Here is a 17988-nt window from a genome sequence, read left to right as displayed (position 1 = left end):
TCCTTTCCTAATAATCATTGAGAATCTGATCGAGTGGATCGCCAGTATTGCCAGAACCGCCAGTGCCAGAACCGCCCATTTTAGAAAGGTTCAAGTAGATCAAGGCCATTGCAACGCCTAGGGCTCCTAATGCGATCAACGTCAATTGAGATACAGCAGCAACAACGAAACCAATGATGAAGAATGGCCATACTTCTTTGCTGGCCATCATATTAATGACCATTGCATACCCAACGGCTACGACCATACCGCCGCCGACTGCCATTCCGCCGGTCAGCCAAGCAGGCATTGATTCCAACCCAGTTCTGACAGCGTCTGCAGGGATGAATAGAAGCAATGCAGCAGGAATTGCGATTCGCAAACCTTGCATGCAAATTGCGCCAATTTGAAGCAATTCAATTCTGCGATAATTTCCTTCTTCTGCAGCTGCGTCCATCAAATGAACGATGGGAACAGCGAGTGTACGAACGAACATCGTCAAGACTAATCCGGCTACAGCCAGAGGAATCGCAATGGCGATAGCGGAAGATACGCCTTTTACGCCTTGACCACCTAATACCAAAATAATTGCGGATGCAACAGAAGCAAGTGCTGCGTCAGGGGCTACAGCGGCTCCGATATTTGCCCAACCTAATGCGATCATTTGTAATGATCCGCCAAGAATAATACCAGCTTCAAGATTTCCTGTGACTAGTCCGATCAGTGTACATGCAACGAGCGGTTGATGGAATTGGAATTCATCCAAAATGCCTTCCATCCCAGCAAAGAATGCCACGATGAGGACCAGAATAATTGAAACGACTGACATAATATATCTCCTCTTTTCTTGTTATGCCTTTGCTAATTCTTCTTTAGCTTTTTTCAGCAACCCATCCATTTTTTCCGATGAATCATTCGGAACTTTCCGGACATCAAATTTAATGCCTTTTTCTTTCAATGTTTCAAATGCTTTCACATCTTCAGGCCCCATTGACAAGACCTTATTCACAACAACCTTGCCGATTGAGTGAGCCATTGACCCAACATTCAATTCCTCAATCTTCACGCCGCCTTCAACTGCCCGAACGACATCTTGCACGTTTTCAAAAAGCAAGAGGGCATGGGTGTTCCCAAAACGAGGATCCTTGGAAATTTCAATCATTTTTTTGATTGGAACCACATTGGCTTTGACTCCTGGAGGAGCTGCTTGCACGATGAGGTTTTTCCGCAATTCATCTCTTGAGACATCATCCGAAACAACAATAATTCGATTTGTTCCGGTTGTTTTCGCCCACGTTGTTGCCACTTGACCATGAAGCAATCGTGAATCCAAACGAACTAAAGATAACTTGATTTCGCCATCGCCCACGACTGTCCCTACAGGAAGGCTGCCTTTTGGTTGTTGAGCCTTAGAAGCCGCTTCCATTTTAATTGGTTCAAGGCTTTCCGGCTTAGCTTTTACGCCATCCTTCGCTGCTGGAAGAATTTGTGCAGCAATTTTTTGTGCTGAGTCCATACTCAGACGTGCAGCATACGCTTCGATGACCATTGGAAGGTTCATTCCCGCGATAATTGCCCATGTGTCTTTATGCGCTTCAAAAAGGCTGTTGGCTTGATTGAACGGTGTTCCGCCCCATAAGTCGACTAAGAACAACACTTCCTCTGGGTTGTCAAAGGATGCGATTGCCTCTTCCATTTTTGCTTTGACATCGGCCGGTCCTTCGCTAGGCGCCAAAGTCACTGCTTTGACATTTTCTTGTTCGCCGAAAATCATCGAAGCAGATTGCATAATGCCTTCAGCGAAATTCCCATGACTTGCTAGGATAATTCCTACCATTTGTATACCTCCTATTGAATGTATTTTGTGACTGTTTGGATAAACAGCTTAGCAAGCCATTTTCCATACACTTAACTATATGCAAAAAGCGTGCCAACTTAGTGTATGGCTCAGTACCTTGGAGAAAAAAGCAAAAACAATACACTAAAACCCGCAGTGTTTTAGTGTATTGTTTCTTGTTCGGCGTTAGTGTATAGGGTACTGTATCGTTAATCTTGATAGGCCAACAATTGCTGCAAATAGTATACTTCATCTTTCGGCATTTCAATTTTAAAGGTGCGGCTCAGGAGATTTAAGGACTGTTCCAGCTGCTTAAATATTTCTGTCTGTTCAGTCATTTCCAGTTCTTCTTTCGGTGCGATCAATGTATCTTGGCGCAGGGACCGCTCAAACATTCCCGCGGTGTGCATCAAAATATTGATTATTTGGGAATAATTTTCTTCATTTTTCAATAAGGAACGACTAAACTTCCACAAAGGTTCGATCAGCTTTTGCGGATTCAAGAAAGTAAAGCTTTCCGTCATGTATTCCACGCATATCTGCTTCGCCTTTTCCAATGTCAATTCACTATCATCATAGGATTCGGACTCTTCTACTAAATAGTCCAATACTTTTTCGGCATCTCCATTGAAAAACTGTTCCATTGGAATGTAAACGGCATCGATTTTTGGTCTGACGATTCCTGTTGTCGCCAGGATTTCATACTCCTGTTGTAAGTTTGCTAGCTGCTCATCCATCTCGATCACTGAAATCGGCAGTACCTCGATTTCCACATCAAAATATTTCTCTAAATGCTTGTCGATGATCTCTTTCATCTTTTGCGCTGTTCCTTCTCCCGAAGCGCAGATCGCAATGATTGCCTTTTTGCGCTTTAAAGTGTGCCCGTTCTCTTCTCTCGTGGTCACGTTGCTGCCTGCATAACCACGAAAAGATTGGAGCGATCTATAAATTTCATCAAGTGTCGTATCAACAAGATCCGTCTTGCGTACCGTCTCCAAAACGATCGGGGTCGTGACCATGTCGATCGTTTTGACCTCAATTCCTGTTTTTTCTGTTATTTTTTCCGAAAAGGTCGCCAGCGAGCCCATATCTACCAACAAAATGACTCCACTCCCTCGATCGATTTCTTGGACACAATGAATAATTTTTTCGAGGGCCACTTGGGGCTTCATCTCAAGAGGCATATCTACAGCGCGAATATTGTCGACCCCCAACAATGTCGTCACAACCTCCGCCATGCTCGTTGCTGTACTCCTGCCATGGGCTGCAATCACAACACCCACTCGCCCTGTGACCTTGTCTTGCTTTAATGAAACCAGCAGCAAAGTCAGATAATAGGTCTCTACCTCCGGGATTTTAATGCTGTATTCTTTTTGCAGCTCTTGTTTCATCCATTTAGCGACCGTAAACTCTTGGGGATAATCTTCCACCATATTTTTGATGCTTGCATGGAGTGTCCGGCTGCTCTCCCCTAATTGAATCCGCTTTAAAAACGAACTGATATGGAGACTCATCGCATAGACGAAATTCCGTTGGAGGTGATAATCCAAATGATCTTGCGCATACTCAAACATATTTTTTGCAAAGCGAATAATTCGTTGATCAATGATTTCGGAAAGCTTTTTCTCCGTGTCAAAGGTCAAACCCGTATCACGATAAAAAGACTTCAGATGGACATTGATGTCGGTCGTAATATAACGGTTGATGGATTCCTTATCAAGACCCTCTTCCCGCAGCAGCGCGGCCTTATTCCCAATAATTTCATATAAATTATAAGGAAGCTCATAGGAATCGCTTATCAGCGGGCTTTCCGTTCCTTCATTCGGCACCAACGTCAGCACGGGCTCCAGTATCCGAGTGAGTTCATTCAAGCGCTCGCGATGATTATTCGCCAGATTGAGCAGCCCATTTTGGATCTCTGGTGTAAGCTCATCCAACGTAATCGATATTTCACTGGAATTCATATAGTTCAAAAAGGCCCGCGCACAAACAAGCTGGACATTCGATTTCAGCTGCCCAACATTTCCGTAGGTTACGCTGCCGATCAAAGCCTTCACTGCATCCTGTTTCACATGGATACTTCTTTGGATTCGATTGGCTTCGATCGCGACCATACGCTTCAATAAATCCACCTGTTCCACAATCGGACGCTCCGAAAATTGCGGCAATTTAATGACGATTGGGATGCGTCGCACAAAGGTCTGCAGCAAACTAGAAGCGGGATCTTCCGTCGTTGCACAAACAAGACGGACATTGACTTTATTGGCTTTATCGGTTTCGCCTAAACGATTATAGGTGCCGTGATCCAGAAGATAAAAAATCATTTCTTGTCCTTCAGGCGGCAGGCGGTGCACTTCGTCCATAAAGAGCATGCCGCCGTCTGCCCGTTGGATCAACCCGTCCGTCGTTTCCGTCGCTCCTGTAAAAGCACCCTTGCGATATCCGAACAAATGAGCCATCAATAATTCGGGATTGTGCGCATAGTCGGCACAATTGAACACAACCAGCTCCTTATCAGCTGCAAAAACTTGATTTGCTTGCGCGAAACGATACATCGCATGAACAAAAAAGGTTTTCCCGCTTCCTGTCGGTCCAGTGATCAGGCAGCTTAACCCCTTAGGAGGATAGAGGATCGCCGCCTTTGCCTGATCAACTTGAGTCCGCATACTGTCATTTGACCCGATTACATTCGCAAATGCCTCATTATTTTTTTCACGGATACCCGTATTATTTCCTTCCCGGGTTGCGGGAACACGAGAAATTTCAGAAGCAGGCACGCGTGTTTCGCGGTTTGGCCTTACTGTTGGCTTGGGTTGGTCTACTTTCTGCGAGTTCATCTTATTTTGTGGTCGCTTATGCCATTTCAAAGAGTGATCCGCATATCTGACCGGCCGTCCAGAAGATTTGATCAGTTTTCCCTGACGCACGAGCTCATTTAAGTCGCTGCTTGCATTGGGCCGTTTGATCTCGAGCTGCATCACGACTTCCTGAGTCGTCACGCCTTCGTTCTCTTGCTCAAAGGCAGATTCTGTCCACTCCTGTGAGCGGATTTTGATATACTCGTAGATTCGGTCAATTCGTTTCATCCAGATGCCTCCTTTTCCTTCGTCACCCTAAAAGTACCATAGTCCCGAAAAAAACGAAAGAAGAAGCTTACGAAAGTGCCGTTCCACAGCCTCCTTTTTTCAATATTTATTTTTGATGTCTTCTAGTTATTAGATCAATCTGTCAGGCATCATTCCTTCTAAGAAAGCCCAAAGACCATTTTCAATAATCAGTTCTTCGCGGTCGAATTGTGACAGCTCTCTTCTGATCAGTTGCTCCTGACCGCTTAATACTTTGTTCGTCCAATGCGGATCTATTATAAGCGCGCGCCCAACAGCCACTATTTCTGCATTCTTTAAAACTTCTTCCGCATCCGTTCTTGTGCGAACGTCCCCAACACCAATAAGAGGCACACGCCCGTTGATTTTTTCATGAACGTATTTCAGCATGGAATGCTCTTTAAAGTCATCGCTCACAGAAACACGGTTAAAATCATTCAAAGAAATGTGTAAATAATCCAGCGGTTTGTCGGCGAGTTTATCTACCAGATACAAAGTGTCAGCAAATCTGATCCCCGGATTTTCATATTCCTCTGGAGAAAAACGATAACCAACGATAAAATTGGAAACTTCTGAATCATCGACAATTTCTGTCACGCCATCCACCAAGTCATTAATGAATTTGAAGCGTCTTTCCATTGTGCCTCCCCATTCATCTTCTCTTCGATTCGAATGAGGTGAAAAGAATTGTTGAATAAGATAGGTATTTGCCCCATGAAGTTCAACGCCGTCAAATCCGGCTTTTATCGCTCGTTCCGTGGCCTTCTTAAAATCTTCGATCAGTTCTACGATTTCGAAGTCAGCGAGCTCTCTGGGCGTTTCAGAACCAGGACGTTCTGCGGGGATAGCACTCGGTGAGACCGTGGATTCACCACGAAGAACTGTTGAGTTGGTCATTCGGCCACCATGGAAAATTTGTAAAATCGCTTTTGTCCCATTTTTTTTAATGGCGGAAGATAGTTTACTTAATCCCGGGATAAATTTGTCATCGTAAACTCCTAACTCGCCTTCCCAACCTTTGCCATTGGCTTGTACATTTGCTGCGGCCGTAATAACAGCTCCCACTTCGCCAGAACGTAAGGCATAGTATTGTAGCTCATCCGTTGTGACCACACCATCAAAAAAGCTCATCTTAGTCGTCATCGGCGCCATTACGACGCGGTTTTTTAGCGCTAATCCTCTTCGAAACACTAATCTATCATCAATATTATTCATTATGCCGCTCCTCTAATTTTAATTTTTTCACTGCCTCAAATAGCGGTGTTTGCCCGTTGTGCCTCTTAACGCCCTTTTGTCCTCCTGCTTAAATGAATGCATGCGCGTGCATATATAAAGGGGGAAATTTTTCGTCAATTCATTGGAGGTTTTATTTTAAAAGATCTTGTAAAACATCATCCACAATTATTTGTCCTTTTTCAAGCATGTTTATTCCGCTTTGAGTAAGACTGATATAGACTCCGCGCTTATCGTCCGAACAGATATGGCGTTCTATTACCCCGCAATTTTTATCCTCCATACGCGAAATCATCCGTGACATGGCACTTTGACTTAAGCCTATTTCAATTTGCAGATCATTTAATCGCATTTTTTTATTCTTTGCTTTGTTTAAAAAATACAACACATAGTACTCATTCAAAGTCAGTTTACTGCTTTCCAGTAATTTGTTTTCTAAAACCTCGGCAGTACTTCTTTGCATCCGCGTGAATTCTATCCATCGTTCAATTAAGCTGGTCATTTTACGTCCTCCATAGTTATCCCCTGCCTAAAAATTTCACAGGCAAGTCTCTTCGATATAACATTTTCGTATATGAGTCAGTATATCCTAATTAGAATGATTGGAACAAATAATTAACAATCACAAAGACTGATATCATTACTGAATAAGTTCATATACATGCATGCGCATGTATATATTATCAATAATCAACGACTTAATCAAGATAAATTATTTAGCGTTTTCATTAAAATAGAAGGTGTGGCATATTCTGATAGGCACTAGGAACTTGAATATGTCAGTTTTTTTGTCCCAGCCGAGCTTTTTCCTTTATGGAATCATCGCACCCTATGTTTCATTTGGGATTATTCATTAAGAAAGCAAATAACCCCTAAAGGGCATCCAAAACATTTGAACGATAGTTGCATTTTCAATACAATGTACGTATAAAGGAGTGGTTAAAATGAGTAACATATTATTGCATCTGGATGAAGAGGAAGAAAAATTGATCAGAGAATATGCGAAGGCAAAAAATATTACGATATCCACTCTCATCAGGAATGCAATATTGGAAAAATTTGAAGATGAAACTGACTTAGAACTCTACCACGCCGCCATGAAGCAACACCATGAGAACCCTCAAGTCCTTTCTTTTGATGAGATGATGGCAGTAATTATTAGACACTTATAATCTACTCTAAGAATACAAAAAAATAAATACTTGTCCGTGTCATTTTTGGGTACACCTTAAAAAGGCAATGGTAAGCACAATCTCTCTATCGGTGGAGGAGTTTCAAATAAAGGTTCGACTTTTGAAGGCTTGTGATATAAAGCTAAACTTCCATTTGATTTTCCTATAGTAATTAGAGATAAGGGAATATCTATAGCAGACTTATGGAAGTGAGTTTTTTGAAGTAGACTATGTCATGAAGATTTACCCATAAATAAGAAAAGGAAGTTAGTAATGCCGCAAACTGGCAACACTATCCTCCTTCATTATTTCGCTCTCCTCGATCACGCTCAATAGGGAATTTTTTTAAAGAAGAAATATTTGTAACATTAGGTATATAATAATACATAGTAAACGCGAGCTCATTTTTGTAAAAAATAAAAGGTGGTTACCCATGGATATACTTAAGCAGCTGTTCCGTAATTTCAACAGTTCACCATTAAGGCGAAAAAATGATATTGAAGAGATATTAAATAATCACACAGAAAGTTTAAAAAATAAAGGTTTTGAAGTCGTTTCTGTAATCCCAAAAGAAAAGTCCAGTCTTATACTATACAGACACTTTTATGACGATATTCCTAAAGAGGAAGAAAGGAGGATTTTCCTTGGAATTAGAGTCATAACCCGAAAGGGGAAGAAGCTTGGACGAGATCCGATGTTAAATGCGTTCTTCAATGAAAACTTTACTAGCATTTCTTTAGAAGATATTGAAATGGAAAAAGAGTTAGTTAACCAAGGCTATGGAGGTATACTTCTTTCTACCCTTATTGACATCGCAAAGAAAAGAAATATAAATCGTATATCCGGGTGGATATCCAATGTTGATGGGGACCATTGGGATAGGTTGGAACATTTTTATAAGAATCACAATTTTGAAGTGATACGGTATGAAGATAGGGAAAATAACCGAAAAATTGGTGACATAGTATGGAATAACGCCCCAATGTCATAGAAAAGCGGAGCTGCTAAGCGAATCTTAGCAGTTCCGTTTTTTACGCCAATTCTCCTCATTCACTTTTTGCATGGTATGTTAGACGCCCTTATTTTTCAGTTGTTTGATTTGCTCATATGAAGATTGGGCGAAGGATGTGCTTTTATAGGATGAGACCGAAATAGCTGCCAAAGTAAATGGTGTTGTATCGGAAAAGCATCGGAAACATATATCCTGCATTCCCGCTAAAATTATAACGTGGAGCCTTAAAAGTTTAATAAATCAACATTTGCAGAGTATTCCAAAGCAATCCACGTTATAATTTTTTATAACGTGGATTATTAGATAAGACTGTAGGTATGGGCTTTTTCAATACCTCGTTATAATAATTCGGGAATGTAGGATATATATAAAAAGTAGAAGAAGGTGGGACATCCTAGATTTAGACCTAGGATTGCCCCACCTTCTTTCTGTTTATCTCATGCGCACCACTGCTTAGATGGAAATATTTGTATTGTTCGACAGCAGGCAGATATAGACCGCGCTGACGGGTTTGTGCCGTATGATCTCCAGCCCTTTTTTGTACAGGTTCATCTGCCCTTTGTACTTCTCGACGATGTTCTCCGGCAAAAAAGGTGGCCGATTGCCGACGAAATCCGTCTTGAACTTATACAGGACTATGCTTTCTTCGTATTCGATGAAGCCGTCGATGATACCGTGGATCCAAAAGATTTTCTTCGAAATGTTCGGGAATATCCGTGAATATTTTACTTGCCGAAATCAGCAGCGAGAACGGTATCTCCCGTTTTACCCCCTATCTGCATTCACTTGGGGTTCCTACCCTAATCCCGTTTTGAAAAGGCTACTTCTGAATTTTCAGCTTCAAGATCGAGTAAAATTAGTTCTTCCATTAATAATTTATTTTTTACGCTTCCATTAATAGAGTCTCCTTTCCTTATTTATTATTTTTATTTGATGCTTTTACAGTCGCCTGGACCATATCTCTTAGCATTTTTTTGGGGTCTTTTGCCTTCACTATACCACTGGTACATCCAACTCCATCAGCTTGCAGCAAAATTGTTCTATAGACATCATCTGCCGTGCTGATTCCAGCTGCTTGCATAACTAATACATTCGGATTAAGACTCTTAACAGCCTCGATCGTTTCTTTAACATAGCTCTCATCACTTGTTTTACCGGTACCAATTAGCTCTGAAGGTTCGCACAGAACAATATCGGGATTTAGCATTGTTATTGCCTTTGCCTCCGCAATCGAATCTGCACATACAATTGTTATGATTTCAAGTTCAGCTGCGCGCGAAATTGCTTTAGCTAGACCATTCAGAGTCAAGGGTTTTTCAGCGTGATTTAGAAATACTGCACGTGCACCTGCTTCATAAAGTGATTCGGGCAACACATGACCCATTCCTTTATCCGGATAAATGCCATCTAAATGCTGAGCTGTCACAATAATATTTTTGGAATTTGATGAAACAGCTGCAATATCGGCGAAGGGAGCGGTTACAAAAATTGAAATCGGAAATTCTTCTGCTAGTGTGTCTGCTTCTCTGACTAGTTCCAATAAGCCTTCTCCAAACAAATAGGATTTGGGGTTAAAAACAAAGAATGGTGTGCGGATATTAGTTTTTGCCATGATTTTCTCCTTTCATTTATCACATTCTTGGGTGTGAAATACATCAACGTGATGTTTAAGGACCTCACTCATACCTTTATCAGCTAAATTTTTCAATTCTAGATAGTTGGCGGGCTTGTTCTAACGGATTGCCATAGATATAGCTATGCTTAACGCAGTTGTTACGCCCATGTCCTCCTTTGGTTCAACTTCTCTCTCATCTTCATTATATATCAAAGTATCTACATGCGGAAACAAGATGGCTACCAAAGGTAATGGTGTTGTGTCCAAAAAGCATCAGCAAGATATACAGATAACAGAAGAAGGTGGGACAAACCTAGATCTAAATCTAGGGCTGCCCCACCTTCTTTCTGTTTATCCCACCCACACCATTTTAGATGGAAATATTTGTATTGTTCGACAGCAAACAGATATAGACCGCGCTGACGGGTTTGTGGCGGATGGTCTCCAGACCCTTTTTATACAGGTTCATCTGCCCTTTGTACTTCTCGACGATGTTCTCCGGCAAAAACGGTGGCCGATCGCTGACGAAATCGGTCTTGAAGTCATACAGGACGATGTTGTCTTCGTATTCGATGAAACCATCGATGATACCGTGGATCAACAGGTTGTCCCCGTCCTCTTCCGAAATCTCCGCGAAGATCCTGCCGGCGGGTATCAGGAGCGAAAACGGCATTTCCCGTCGCACCTTGTCGGCATTCACCTGGATTTCCTGGCCCAATGCCGTCTGGAAGAACAACGCGATCTGTTCCACGTTGATTTTTGCCGCCACGGCTTCCTGTAGCAGGCCATCACCCACCAATTCAAGCAACAGTTGCGCGACATACGTTTCCGTGATGTCCTGCGTCAAATCCACCGACTGCATTACGAAATGCGTTGCGGTCCCGATTTCGGCGCTTGTCGGCGTCACGGTCTCCTGCATGAATTTCGGGTGCGGGAAGTCCGGCTCGACATAGCGCGAGACGCGTTTTGTGTCCGCCAGATCGAGCTTCAGCATATGCGTCTCATCCGGGTCCTCGAACAAGCGCTTGATCTCCGACACCGACTGGTAGCTGGTTGTCGTCGTCGCAGCCTGGTGGGGATATTTGGCTTCCATCAGCGCGACGGCCAAGCGCATGTCCTCCGCCAAGGAATGGTCGTGCGGCTCCACTTTCCCGTTCGCCATCTTTTCGATCTCATCCTTCCATTCGGACTCGTTGATCTCCTCCAAGGCGACCGGAATGAAGGACAGCAGATCCTCCTCGCGGAAGGTGCTGACGGCGAAATGGACCGGATAATGCGTCAATTCGCCTTTGTATTCGCGGTGGAAATAATCATTTTCGGCGTCCTCATGTCGGTAGAGACACATGCCCAGCCATTTCATCATCGAACTGGCCTGCAGGCGCAGATAGTCCGGCAGCATCTTCCCGCGCGTGCCGTCCGCCACATGCCAATCGGCCCACAGCTTCTCTTCCGTCTTGTAGGAGCCGACCAGGAACAACTTCTGTTCCGCCCGGGTCAAAGCGACGTACAATTTCCGCATCTCTTCGGCCAACAGATTCTTCTTCTTCTCGATGGCGAGCGCCTGGCGCGCCAAGGAAGGGTACTGCACCCGTTGGTCGACATCGAAGTAGTCTGTCCCTAGGCCGTATTTCTCGGAGAAGATGTAGCTGCTGCGGGTGTCGCTCAGGTTGAAGCGCTTCGACAGGTCCATCAGGAAGACGACCGGGAATTCCAGCCCTTTGCTGGCATGGATGGTCATCACCCGCACGGCATCCTCGTCATCGCTGAAGGAGGTCGGCTCCGCCAAATCCTTGTCGCGCTGCTGGATCTTCTCGATGAAGCGGATGAACTGGAACAGACCCTTGTAGTTCGTTTCCTCGTATTTCTTGGCCCGCTCGTACAAAGCGTGCAGGTTGGCGGTCCGCTGTTTGCCGGCGACCATCCCCCCGACGTAGTCCAGGAAGTGGGTGTCGTTGTAGATCGTCCAGATCAGTGTGACCAGGCTGCTCCGTCTGGACAGGTTGCGCCATTCGGCCAACTGCGCCAGGAAGCGTTCCAGCCGCGTGTGGATGTCCTTGAATTCAGCGGTGTGTCCGATGGCGCCGGTATTGTACAGCATCATGAAATGCTGCACGGCGTCATAGAAGTCGCCGTTTTTGTGATGGATGCGGATCAGCGCCAGCTGCTTCTCGTCCAGGCCGACGATCGGCGAACGCAGCACGGCCGCAAGCGGGATGTCCTGCCGCGGGTTATCGATCACCTTCAGCAGCGACAGGATGATCGATACTTCGGTCCGCTGGAAATAGCTTTCCGTGTCGTTCAAGATGACCGGTATCTGGAAGTCCTTGAAGATCTCCAGGATGACCAGATTGTTCTTCTTCGTCGGCGTCAACAGCACGATGTCGCGGTACGACAGCGGCCGTTCGCTCTTCGTTTTCTTGTCGTAGATGGGGAAATGCTCGTCGATCAAAGCCCTGATCTTCTGCGCCACCATCGTGACTTCGCCGGCGGTCTTGTCGTCGATCGTCATGTCTGCCTCCAGATCGTTCTCTTCGGTGAGGACTTCTTCATCGCTGTCCGCATTCTCCGACAGGTAGATCAGCAGCTCCGTCTGGTTGCGTTCGCTTTCCGGAAAGGACTTGTTGCCGGCCTGCAGCTTCGCGGCTTCGTCATAGGCCATCTGCCCCACCCGCTCGTCCATCAGCTGTTCGAAGATGAAATTCGTGAAGCCGATGACCTCTGTGCGCGAACGGAAGTTTTCCGCCAGGATGATCCGTTCCCCGCCGTTCTTGTCGGCGAAGGCCGCGTATTTGCGTAGGAACAAGCTCGGATCCGCCAAGCGGAACGCATAGATGGACTGTTTGACGTCACCCACCATGAACAAGTTCTCGGTTTCGGGCTGGTGCCGCGTGACCCAATAGAGGATGCTTTCTTGCAGCTGGTTCACGTCCTGGTATTCGTCGATCAGCACTTCCTGGAATTTGTTGCGGTAATAAGCGCTGGCATCGCTCATCTGGCGTTCGCCGTTGGGGGCAAAGGGCGCCAAAATCTGCAGCGTCAGATGCTCCAGGTCGTTGAAGTCTAGCACATTGTCCGCCAGTTTGCGTTCCCAATAGGCTTCGGAGAAGCGCTTCGTGACGCGTGCCATTTCTTCGGCGTAAGGGCGGATGCCCTGCAGTACCTGCTCCTGTTCCGCCAGCGGACGGTTGAAGTATTGCTTCGTCAAAGCGCCGAAATCTTCCTTGTACTTGTCGCGCAGGTCCTTCAGCTGGCCTTTGCGCTCCTTCAGTTCATCGTCGTCGGCCTTCTTGCTGCCGGTCCAGCGCGCGAAGTTCAGCTGCTCCGTCACGATGCGGTAGCCCTTTTCGTAGTCGTCCTGTTGGATCGCTTCCAGCAGTTGGACGGCATAGCCGCACTCCGTTTCCAACAGTTCCCGCTGCGGTGCCGTTTCGCTGTCTTCACCGGCCAGGTGCAGGGCCTGTTCGGCATCGTATCGGATGCCTTCGATCAGGCTCAGCATCTGCGGCTTCAGCAGCTCCCTGTAGAGCAGGCTGTTCACCAGTCCTTCGTCTGTGTTGTACAGCATAGGCAAGGAATCCAGCCAACGGTAAGGGTTCGGATTCGCCCGGGAGAACTCGTAGAGCGAGAAGACCAGCTTCATCAGGTCTTCGTCGCTGCGGTCCTTCGAATAGGCCTTCGCCAATTTCTTGAAGAAGGTGTCCGGTTCGCCGTAAAGTTCCTCCTTCACCTCTTCCCAGACGTCCTCCTTCAGCAACTCCACTTCGATCGTGTCCGCCAGCAAGCGGAAGACCGGGTCCAGATCGATCAGGTAGAAATAGCGCTGGATGACCTTCAGGCAGAAGGCGTGGATCGTCGAGATGTTCGCCTGCGGCATCAACGACAGCTGCTTGATCAGGTGCAGATACTGTTCCTGCGTCTCCGCCTGGTTGATGGCGGACTGGATGGCGCTCGTCATCCGCTCCTTCATTTCCTTCGCGGCCGATTCGGTGAAGGTCACGACCAACAACTCGTCGACGTTCGTCCCGCCCTTCACTTTTTCGATGATCCGCTGTATCAGCACGGTCGTCTTGCCTGACCCCGCCGATGCGGAAACGAGGATGTTGTCGCCGGTCTGGTAGATCGATTGCCATTGCGTTTCCGTAAATTTTTCGTTCGGTGTGCGTGCCGGAATGCCCGTCATCATCGCTCATCCCCTTCCTGCTTGGTTTCTTCGTTCAAATGATTCGCGCCGTTCGGTTCGTGTTGTTCATCTTGATTTTTATCCTGCTCTTTATCCTGCTCTTCTTTGATCTTCGCCAGCACTTCTTCCTTCGACAGCTTGATGTACTTGCGGTAGCGGTTCTCCGGCAGGGTGTTGTCGAACTGCGAAATGGCACGGTACGGCCCGCTGACGGACGGCGTATACGGCCGGTCCTTGATCGGATCGAGCTTCAGGTCGCCGGACAGGATCTTCTCGCCGGCTTCCACCATATTCGCCCGGTTTTTGCCGATCAGGCGATTGAATTCATCCAGCGTGATCAATTCGTTCTTCTTGCCCAGGTTGCCGCCCTTCAATTTGTTGAACGGGAACACTTCCGACGACTGGCCGCTTTCCACGGCCGGGTCGATCGTATCCAAGACGGCCGGGTCGCTCAACAGCAGACCTTTCAGCTTGTAGTCGGAAATGATCGTCTGCTGGTATTCCTCGAGCGTCAGGAAGGAATTTTGCTTGATGAACGGATTCTTGACGTGCAGATAGAACGCCCCCGCCGGCAAAGTTTTCCCGGCCAGCAGCTTGTCCGCGTTCGACAGCGCCACATCCAGATAGGTGATCATCTGCATCGCCAAGCCGTAGTAGGCATCGGAGAAATTGAAGCTGTGCGCACTCGATTTGTAGTCGAGGATGGTCAGGTAGTTCTCGTTGCCGGCATTGACCAAGTCGATCCGGTCGATTTTGCCGCGGATGTGCAGCGTGCCGCCGTTTTTGAGCGGCATATGCAGGCCTTCCAGCATCGCTTCGCCGCCCATCTGGCCGAATACCGCTTCGGTCCTGACATTCTTCAGGGCCGTCCGTTTGCCGTGCTGGTTGATGACCCACGCCATCTTCTGGATTGTTTCCCCTAGTTGGTCGCGGATGAAGGCCATCCGGTTCGAGGTGGACAGGATTGTGTATTTCTCCTTCCCGTAGAGGATCTTCAGGACTTCATCGGCGATGTGCTGCACCGTCTCCTCGGTCAGGTTATCGGTATCTATCAGTTTGCTCTTCAGCTGGTTGACGATTTGTTCCAAGGCTTCATGGAAGAATTCGCCCGTACCGGCCGCGGACAGTTCGTATTTGGCCCGTTCCTTCAGCTTCAATCCGTATTGTAGGAAGTGGCTGTACGGATCTTCGAAATAGCGTTCCAGCTGCGAGACCGACAGATAGAGGTCTTTCCCGTATAGCTGTTCGGCGACCGGCGCCGTTAGCTTGCTCGGCACATTCTTGTGCCAGAGGCTGGCGAAGACCTGCTGCATGATTGCCTTCGTTTCCGGATCCTTGGCAATGTACGCCAGAATGTATTTCCACAGCGTCGGGATTGTTTCGTTCGTGGAACGCTGTTTGCGCAGCAGATGGACAAGCTGGCTGACGTTCTGTTCCTTCGTGCCCAGGAATGCGGTCGTGTCGCCCGCGTCTGCGATGTCCTGCGGCTTCACCACGACCGGGATGTTCAGGGCGTTGGCGATGCGCGAAACATAGGGCGATAGCTTCGGCGACTTTTTGCTGTCCTCCGAACTCATCGGATAGCTGAAGATGACCTTCTCCGTGCCCGACAGGAACGCCTGATAGGCGACGTAGGGTTCGGCTGCCATCGATTCGGCGGTCGTCGGATGCAGATACTTCTCCTCGCTCAAGGAGCCGCTGAGCTGCTCCCGGTCCTCTTGCGTCAGGAGGGATTTGGTCTCCTTCTGGGCCGGCAGGTGGTCCTGGGTCATCCCCATCAAAAAGACCACCTTCGACGGCTCGAAACGCGCCCCCTCGATGCTCGAGAAGACGACTTGGTCGATGCTCGGCGGCACTAGGCTGAACGTCGCGTTCTGGAATCCCGTCAACAGGATTTCATGGAAGGCCGCCGCGTTGAAGGGGCTGTCCCCCAGCAGTTCGACGTATTCGTCCAGCAGATTCAGGAACACTTTCCAGATCTGCTCCTGCTGGCGCGCCAGCGTCAAATCCTCCTGCGCCAGCGCCTCATCACGCCAGAAAATCATCTGCTTGTCGACTTTGGCCGCAATGAGGAAATGGTACAGCACCGTCGCGGCTTCGCGGCCGGTCTTGGCCTTCACCATCTTCTGGTAGAACGGGATCAGCAGATCTTTCAGGAAGTTGCGGACCTCGTTTGCGGTCTCCTGCATCTTCTTGTCCTCCGCACTTTGGTTGGCGTTGCCGTTTTCGTCGGCGAAGGTCGCGAAGTACCAGTCCTGTTTCGACATCCAGCTGTTGCCTTCATAACCGTAAGCGAGCAGCACATTCTCCGTCACATCGACCTTTTCGCGGAACTGCAGGATTTCCTTCAGCGTCGCCTCCAGCGCTTCCGGATTGCCGTGCGCTGCCGGCGTCAGCAATTCCGTCCGCAGCAAGCGCATGATGTCCGGATAGCGCCAATAATTTTGGCGGATGCGGAACAATGCATCGATGAAATCCATGAACGGGTGGTGCTTCATGGCGTCGGCTTTGTCGTAGAAGACGTCCATCCCGGACTGGTCGAAGATCGGCTTCACGATTGTCTCGTATTCCTCGACCGTCCGTGCCAGAATCAGGATGTCTTTGTAGCGGTATCCTTCCTCGGCGACCAGTTTCTTGATGTGGTTCGCCACATGGAAGACTTCCGCCTGCTTCGTTTCGCATCCCCAGATCTGGATGTTTTCTTGCTGCTCCTCCGTCAATGCAAACGAATCCTGAAGCTTGTTGCCGTTCACGTCGGAAGATGCAATCCAATATTCCTCCAAGCGGAGGATGCCGGCGCCGTAGCCGTCCGTATCCTTCGCGATCCATTCGTCCTTCATGACGTGCACACCCATGCCGCGCGCCAGATGGTACAGCATATGGTAGGTCGAGCCGGCCGTGTAGAACAGCTGGTGCATGGCCGGCGGTTCGCTGACGTACGCCTTATCCAGCGCCAATGTGATCGTCACCTGCTTCGCTGCACGCAGAAGGGTCGTGACGATCTGCAGTTCGCGGGCCGTGAAGCGGTAATAGCCGTCGATGAAGATATAGGTGTCCTGCATATCCATCGTTGCGATGACGCCGGCCAGCGCCTCGAGGATCGATTCCTTCTCCAGATACTTGTCCAAGAGCGCCGCGTTGAAGGCATGGTAAAGGGCCGTCAATTCCTCCAGCTTGAGCTGGAAATCCGTTCCGTTGGAAGAGTCGTCCTGTTTCGCCAGGATGCCCTTCAGGTCCTCCTCTTCGATCCGGCCGCTCCTCAGCTCAAGGAACAAGTCCGTCAGCTGTTGGATGAAGCCTTCCTTGTTGGCCTCGCGCCGGAATAAGACCAGGTCGTTCTCCTTCTCCAAAAGGATCTTCCGGACCAGCATGCTCAAACCTGCTTCGGTCAATTGCTGCTGCTGGAAAATCGGCGATTTCTTCAGTAGATACCATGCCAACCGGCTGAAACTGAACGTCTGCAGATTCATCGAACCCATCATGTCCTGGCCTTTGAAACCATTCAGTTCCCAAAGCTTGTCCAGGATGGACATCTCCGCCTCAAACTTCGCATGCTCCGGCACCAGCACAAATATATTTGCATCCGGCTCCTCCGCCATTATCCGTGAAATCTTCTGGTAGATCGCCTGCTTCTTATCCGCTGATTCCTTGCCTAATGTAAACTGTAACCCCATCGGATCCCCTCCTGTTCCTTTGAATCAATAAGACCATTTTACCATAAGGGGATGGTGAAACATTGGGTTTAAGGGTAAATAAAAAAGCGAAAATCCTCAAAATTAGGATTTTTGCTTTTTTAATACAATTACGAAAAATGACCGCATAAGAGATATGCATGTGCGTATCATTTGTTAATGAT

General features: G+C 47.6%; 10 protein-coding genes. 2 read left to right on the top strand and 8 right to left on the bottom strand.

Annotated features, from left to right (window positions below; all coding sequences use genetic code 11):
- Window positions 1-7: 7 nt before the first annotated feature.
- The 5 genes from BM101_RS00790 to BM101_RS00770 form a co-directional block, all read right to left on the bottom strand.
- On the bottom strand, window positions 8-808 hold the full coding sequence (locus BM101_RS00790) for a PTS mannose/fructose/sorbose transporter subunit IIC (RefSeq protein WP_087031421.1): 801 nt from the start codon (window positions 806-808) through the stop codon (window positions 8-10).
- 21 nt (window positions 809-829) lie between these two features.
- Window positions 830-1816 carry a mannose/fructose/sorbose PTS transporter subunit IIA gene (locus BM101_RS00785; RefSeq protein ID WP_087031418.1) on the bottom strand — a complete coding sequence of 329 codons (987 nt, stop codon included), beginning with the start codon at window positions 1814-1816 and terminating at the stop codon, window positions 830-832.
- A gap of 209 nt (window positions 1817-2025) precedes the next feature.
- Entirely contained in the window at window positions 2026-4902 is a 2877-nt protein-coding gene (locus BM101_RS00780; protein WP_087031415.1) for a sigma 54-interacting transcriptional regulator, read from the bottom strand.
- Window positions 4903-5031: 129 nt separating this feature from the next.
- On the bottom strand, window positions 5032-6135 hold the full coding sequence (locus BM101_RS00775) for an NADH-dependent flavin oxidoreductase (RefSeq protein ID WP_087031412.1): 1104 nt from the start codon (window positions 6133-6135) through the stop codon (window positions 5032-5034).
- A 151-nt stretch (window positions 6136-6286) separates the two neighbouring features.
- The gene (locus BM101_RS00770; protein WP_087031410.1) at window positions 6287-6655 is read right to left on the bottom strand and encodes a MarR family winged helix-turn-helix transcriptional regulator; all 369 of its coding nucleotides are present in this window, start codon (window positions 6653-6655) and stop codon (window positions 6287-6289) included.
- Between the two features lie 442 nt (window positions 6656-7097).
- Between BM101_RS00770 and relB the strand changes: the two genes are divergently transcribed.
- The gene (gene relB, locus BM101_RS00765; RefSeq protein ID WP_087031407.1) at window positions 7098-7325 is read left to right on the top strand and encodes a type II toxin-antitoxin system RelB family antitoxin; all 228 of its coding nucleotides are present in this window, start codon (window positions 7098-7100) and stop codon (window positions 7323-7325) included.
- Window positions 7326-7758: 433 nt separating this feature from the next.
- Window positions 7759-8316: a GNAT family N-acetyltransferase gene (locus BM101_RS00760; RefSeq protein WP_087031403.1), complete on the top strand. Its 558-nt coding sequence runs from the start codon at window positions 7759-7761 to the stop codon at window positions 8314-8316.
- Window positions 8317-9250: 934 nt separating this feature from the next.
- On the opposite strand, the gene BM101_RS00750 is transcribed toward BM101_RS00760, so the two are convergent.
- The 3 genes from BM101_RS00750 to BM101_RS00740 all read right to left on the bottom strand — a co-directional run bounded on the left by BM101_RS00750 (window position 9251) and on the right by BM101_RS00740 (window position 17806).
- Window positions 9251-9949, bottom strand: a complete 699-nt coding sequence (locus tag BM101_RS00750; RefSeq protein ID WP_087031397.1) for a triose-phosphate isomerase — start codon at window positions 9947-9949, stop codon at window positions 9251-9253.
- 373 nt (window positions 9950-10322) lie between these two features.
- Window positions 10323-14132: a helicase-exonuclease AddAB subunit AddA gene (addA, locus tag BM101_RS00745; protein ID WP_087032094.1), complete on the bottom strand. Its 3810-nt coding sequence runs from the start codon at window positions 14130-14132 to the stop codon at window positions 10323-10325.
- A complete protein-coding gene (locus tag BM101_RS00740) occupies window positions 14132-17806 on the bottom strand; it encodes a PD-(D/E)XK nuclease family protein (protein WP_087031394.1) in 3675 nt (1224 codons plus the stop codon). The genes addA and BM101_RS00740 overlap by 1 nt, the downstream gene beginning before the upstream one ends.
- Window positions 17807-17988 lie beyond the last annotated feature (182 nt).

The sequence above is a fragment of the Trichococcus palustris genome (assembly GCF_900114465.1).
GTDB classification, from domain to species: domain Bacteria; phylum Bacillota; class Bacilli; order Lactobacillales; family Aerococcaceae; genus Trichococcus; species Trichococcus palustris.
This window is presented reverse-complemented; position numbering and strand designations above follow the sequence as displayed.

What these genes read in the sequence shown, in the direction of transcription:
- BM101_RS00770 (WP_087031410.1), bottom strand. Translation starts at nt 6,655, where the DNA reads ATGACCAGCTTAATTGAACGATGGATAGAATTCACGCGGATGCAAAGA.
- addA (WP_087032094.1), bottom strand. Translation starts at nt 14,132, where the DNA reads ATGACGGGCATTCCGGCACGCACACCGAACGAAAAATTTACGGAAACG.
- BM101_RS00740 (WP_087031394.1), bottom strand. Translation starts at nt 17,806, where the DNA reads ATGGGGTTACAGTTTACATTAGGCAAGGAATCAGCGGATAAGAAGCAG.
- BM101_RS00780 (WP_087031415.1), bottom strand. Translation starts at nt 4,902, where the DNA reads ATGAAACGAATTGACCGAATCTACGAGTATATCAAAATCCGCTCACAG.
- BM101_RS00775 (WP_087031412.1), bottom strand. Translation starts at nt 6,135, where the DNA reads ATGAATAATATTGATGATAGATTAGTGTTTCGAAGAGGATTAGCGCTA.
- BM101_RS00760 (WP_087031403.1), top strand. Translation starts at nt 7,759, where the DNA reads ATGGATATACTTAAGCAGCTGTTCCGTAATTTCAACAGTTCACCATTA.
- relB (WP_087031407.1), top strand. Translation starts at nt 7,098, where the DNA reads ATGAGTAACATATTATTGCATCTGGATGAAGAGGAAGAAAAATTGATC.
- BM101_RS00750 (WP_087031397.1), bottom strand. Translation starts at nt 9,949, where the DNA reads ATGGCAAAAACTAATATCCGCACACCATTCTTTGTTTTTAACCCCAAA.
- BM101_RS00790 (WP_087031421.1), bottom strand. Translation starts at nt 808, where the DNA reads ATGTCAGTCGTTTCAATTATTCTGGTCCTCATCGTGGCATTCTTTGCT.
- BM101_RS00785 (WP_087031418.1), bottom strand. Translation starts at nt 1,816, where the DNA reads ATGGTAGGAATTATCCTAGCAAGTCATGGGAATTTCGCTGAAGGCATT.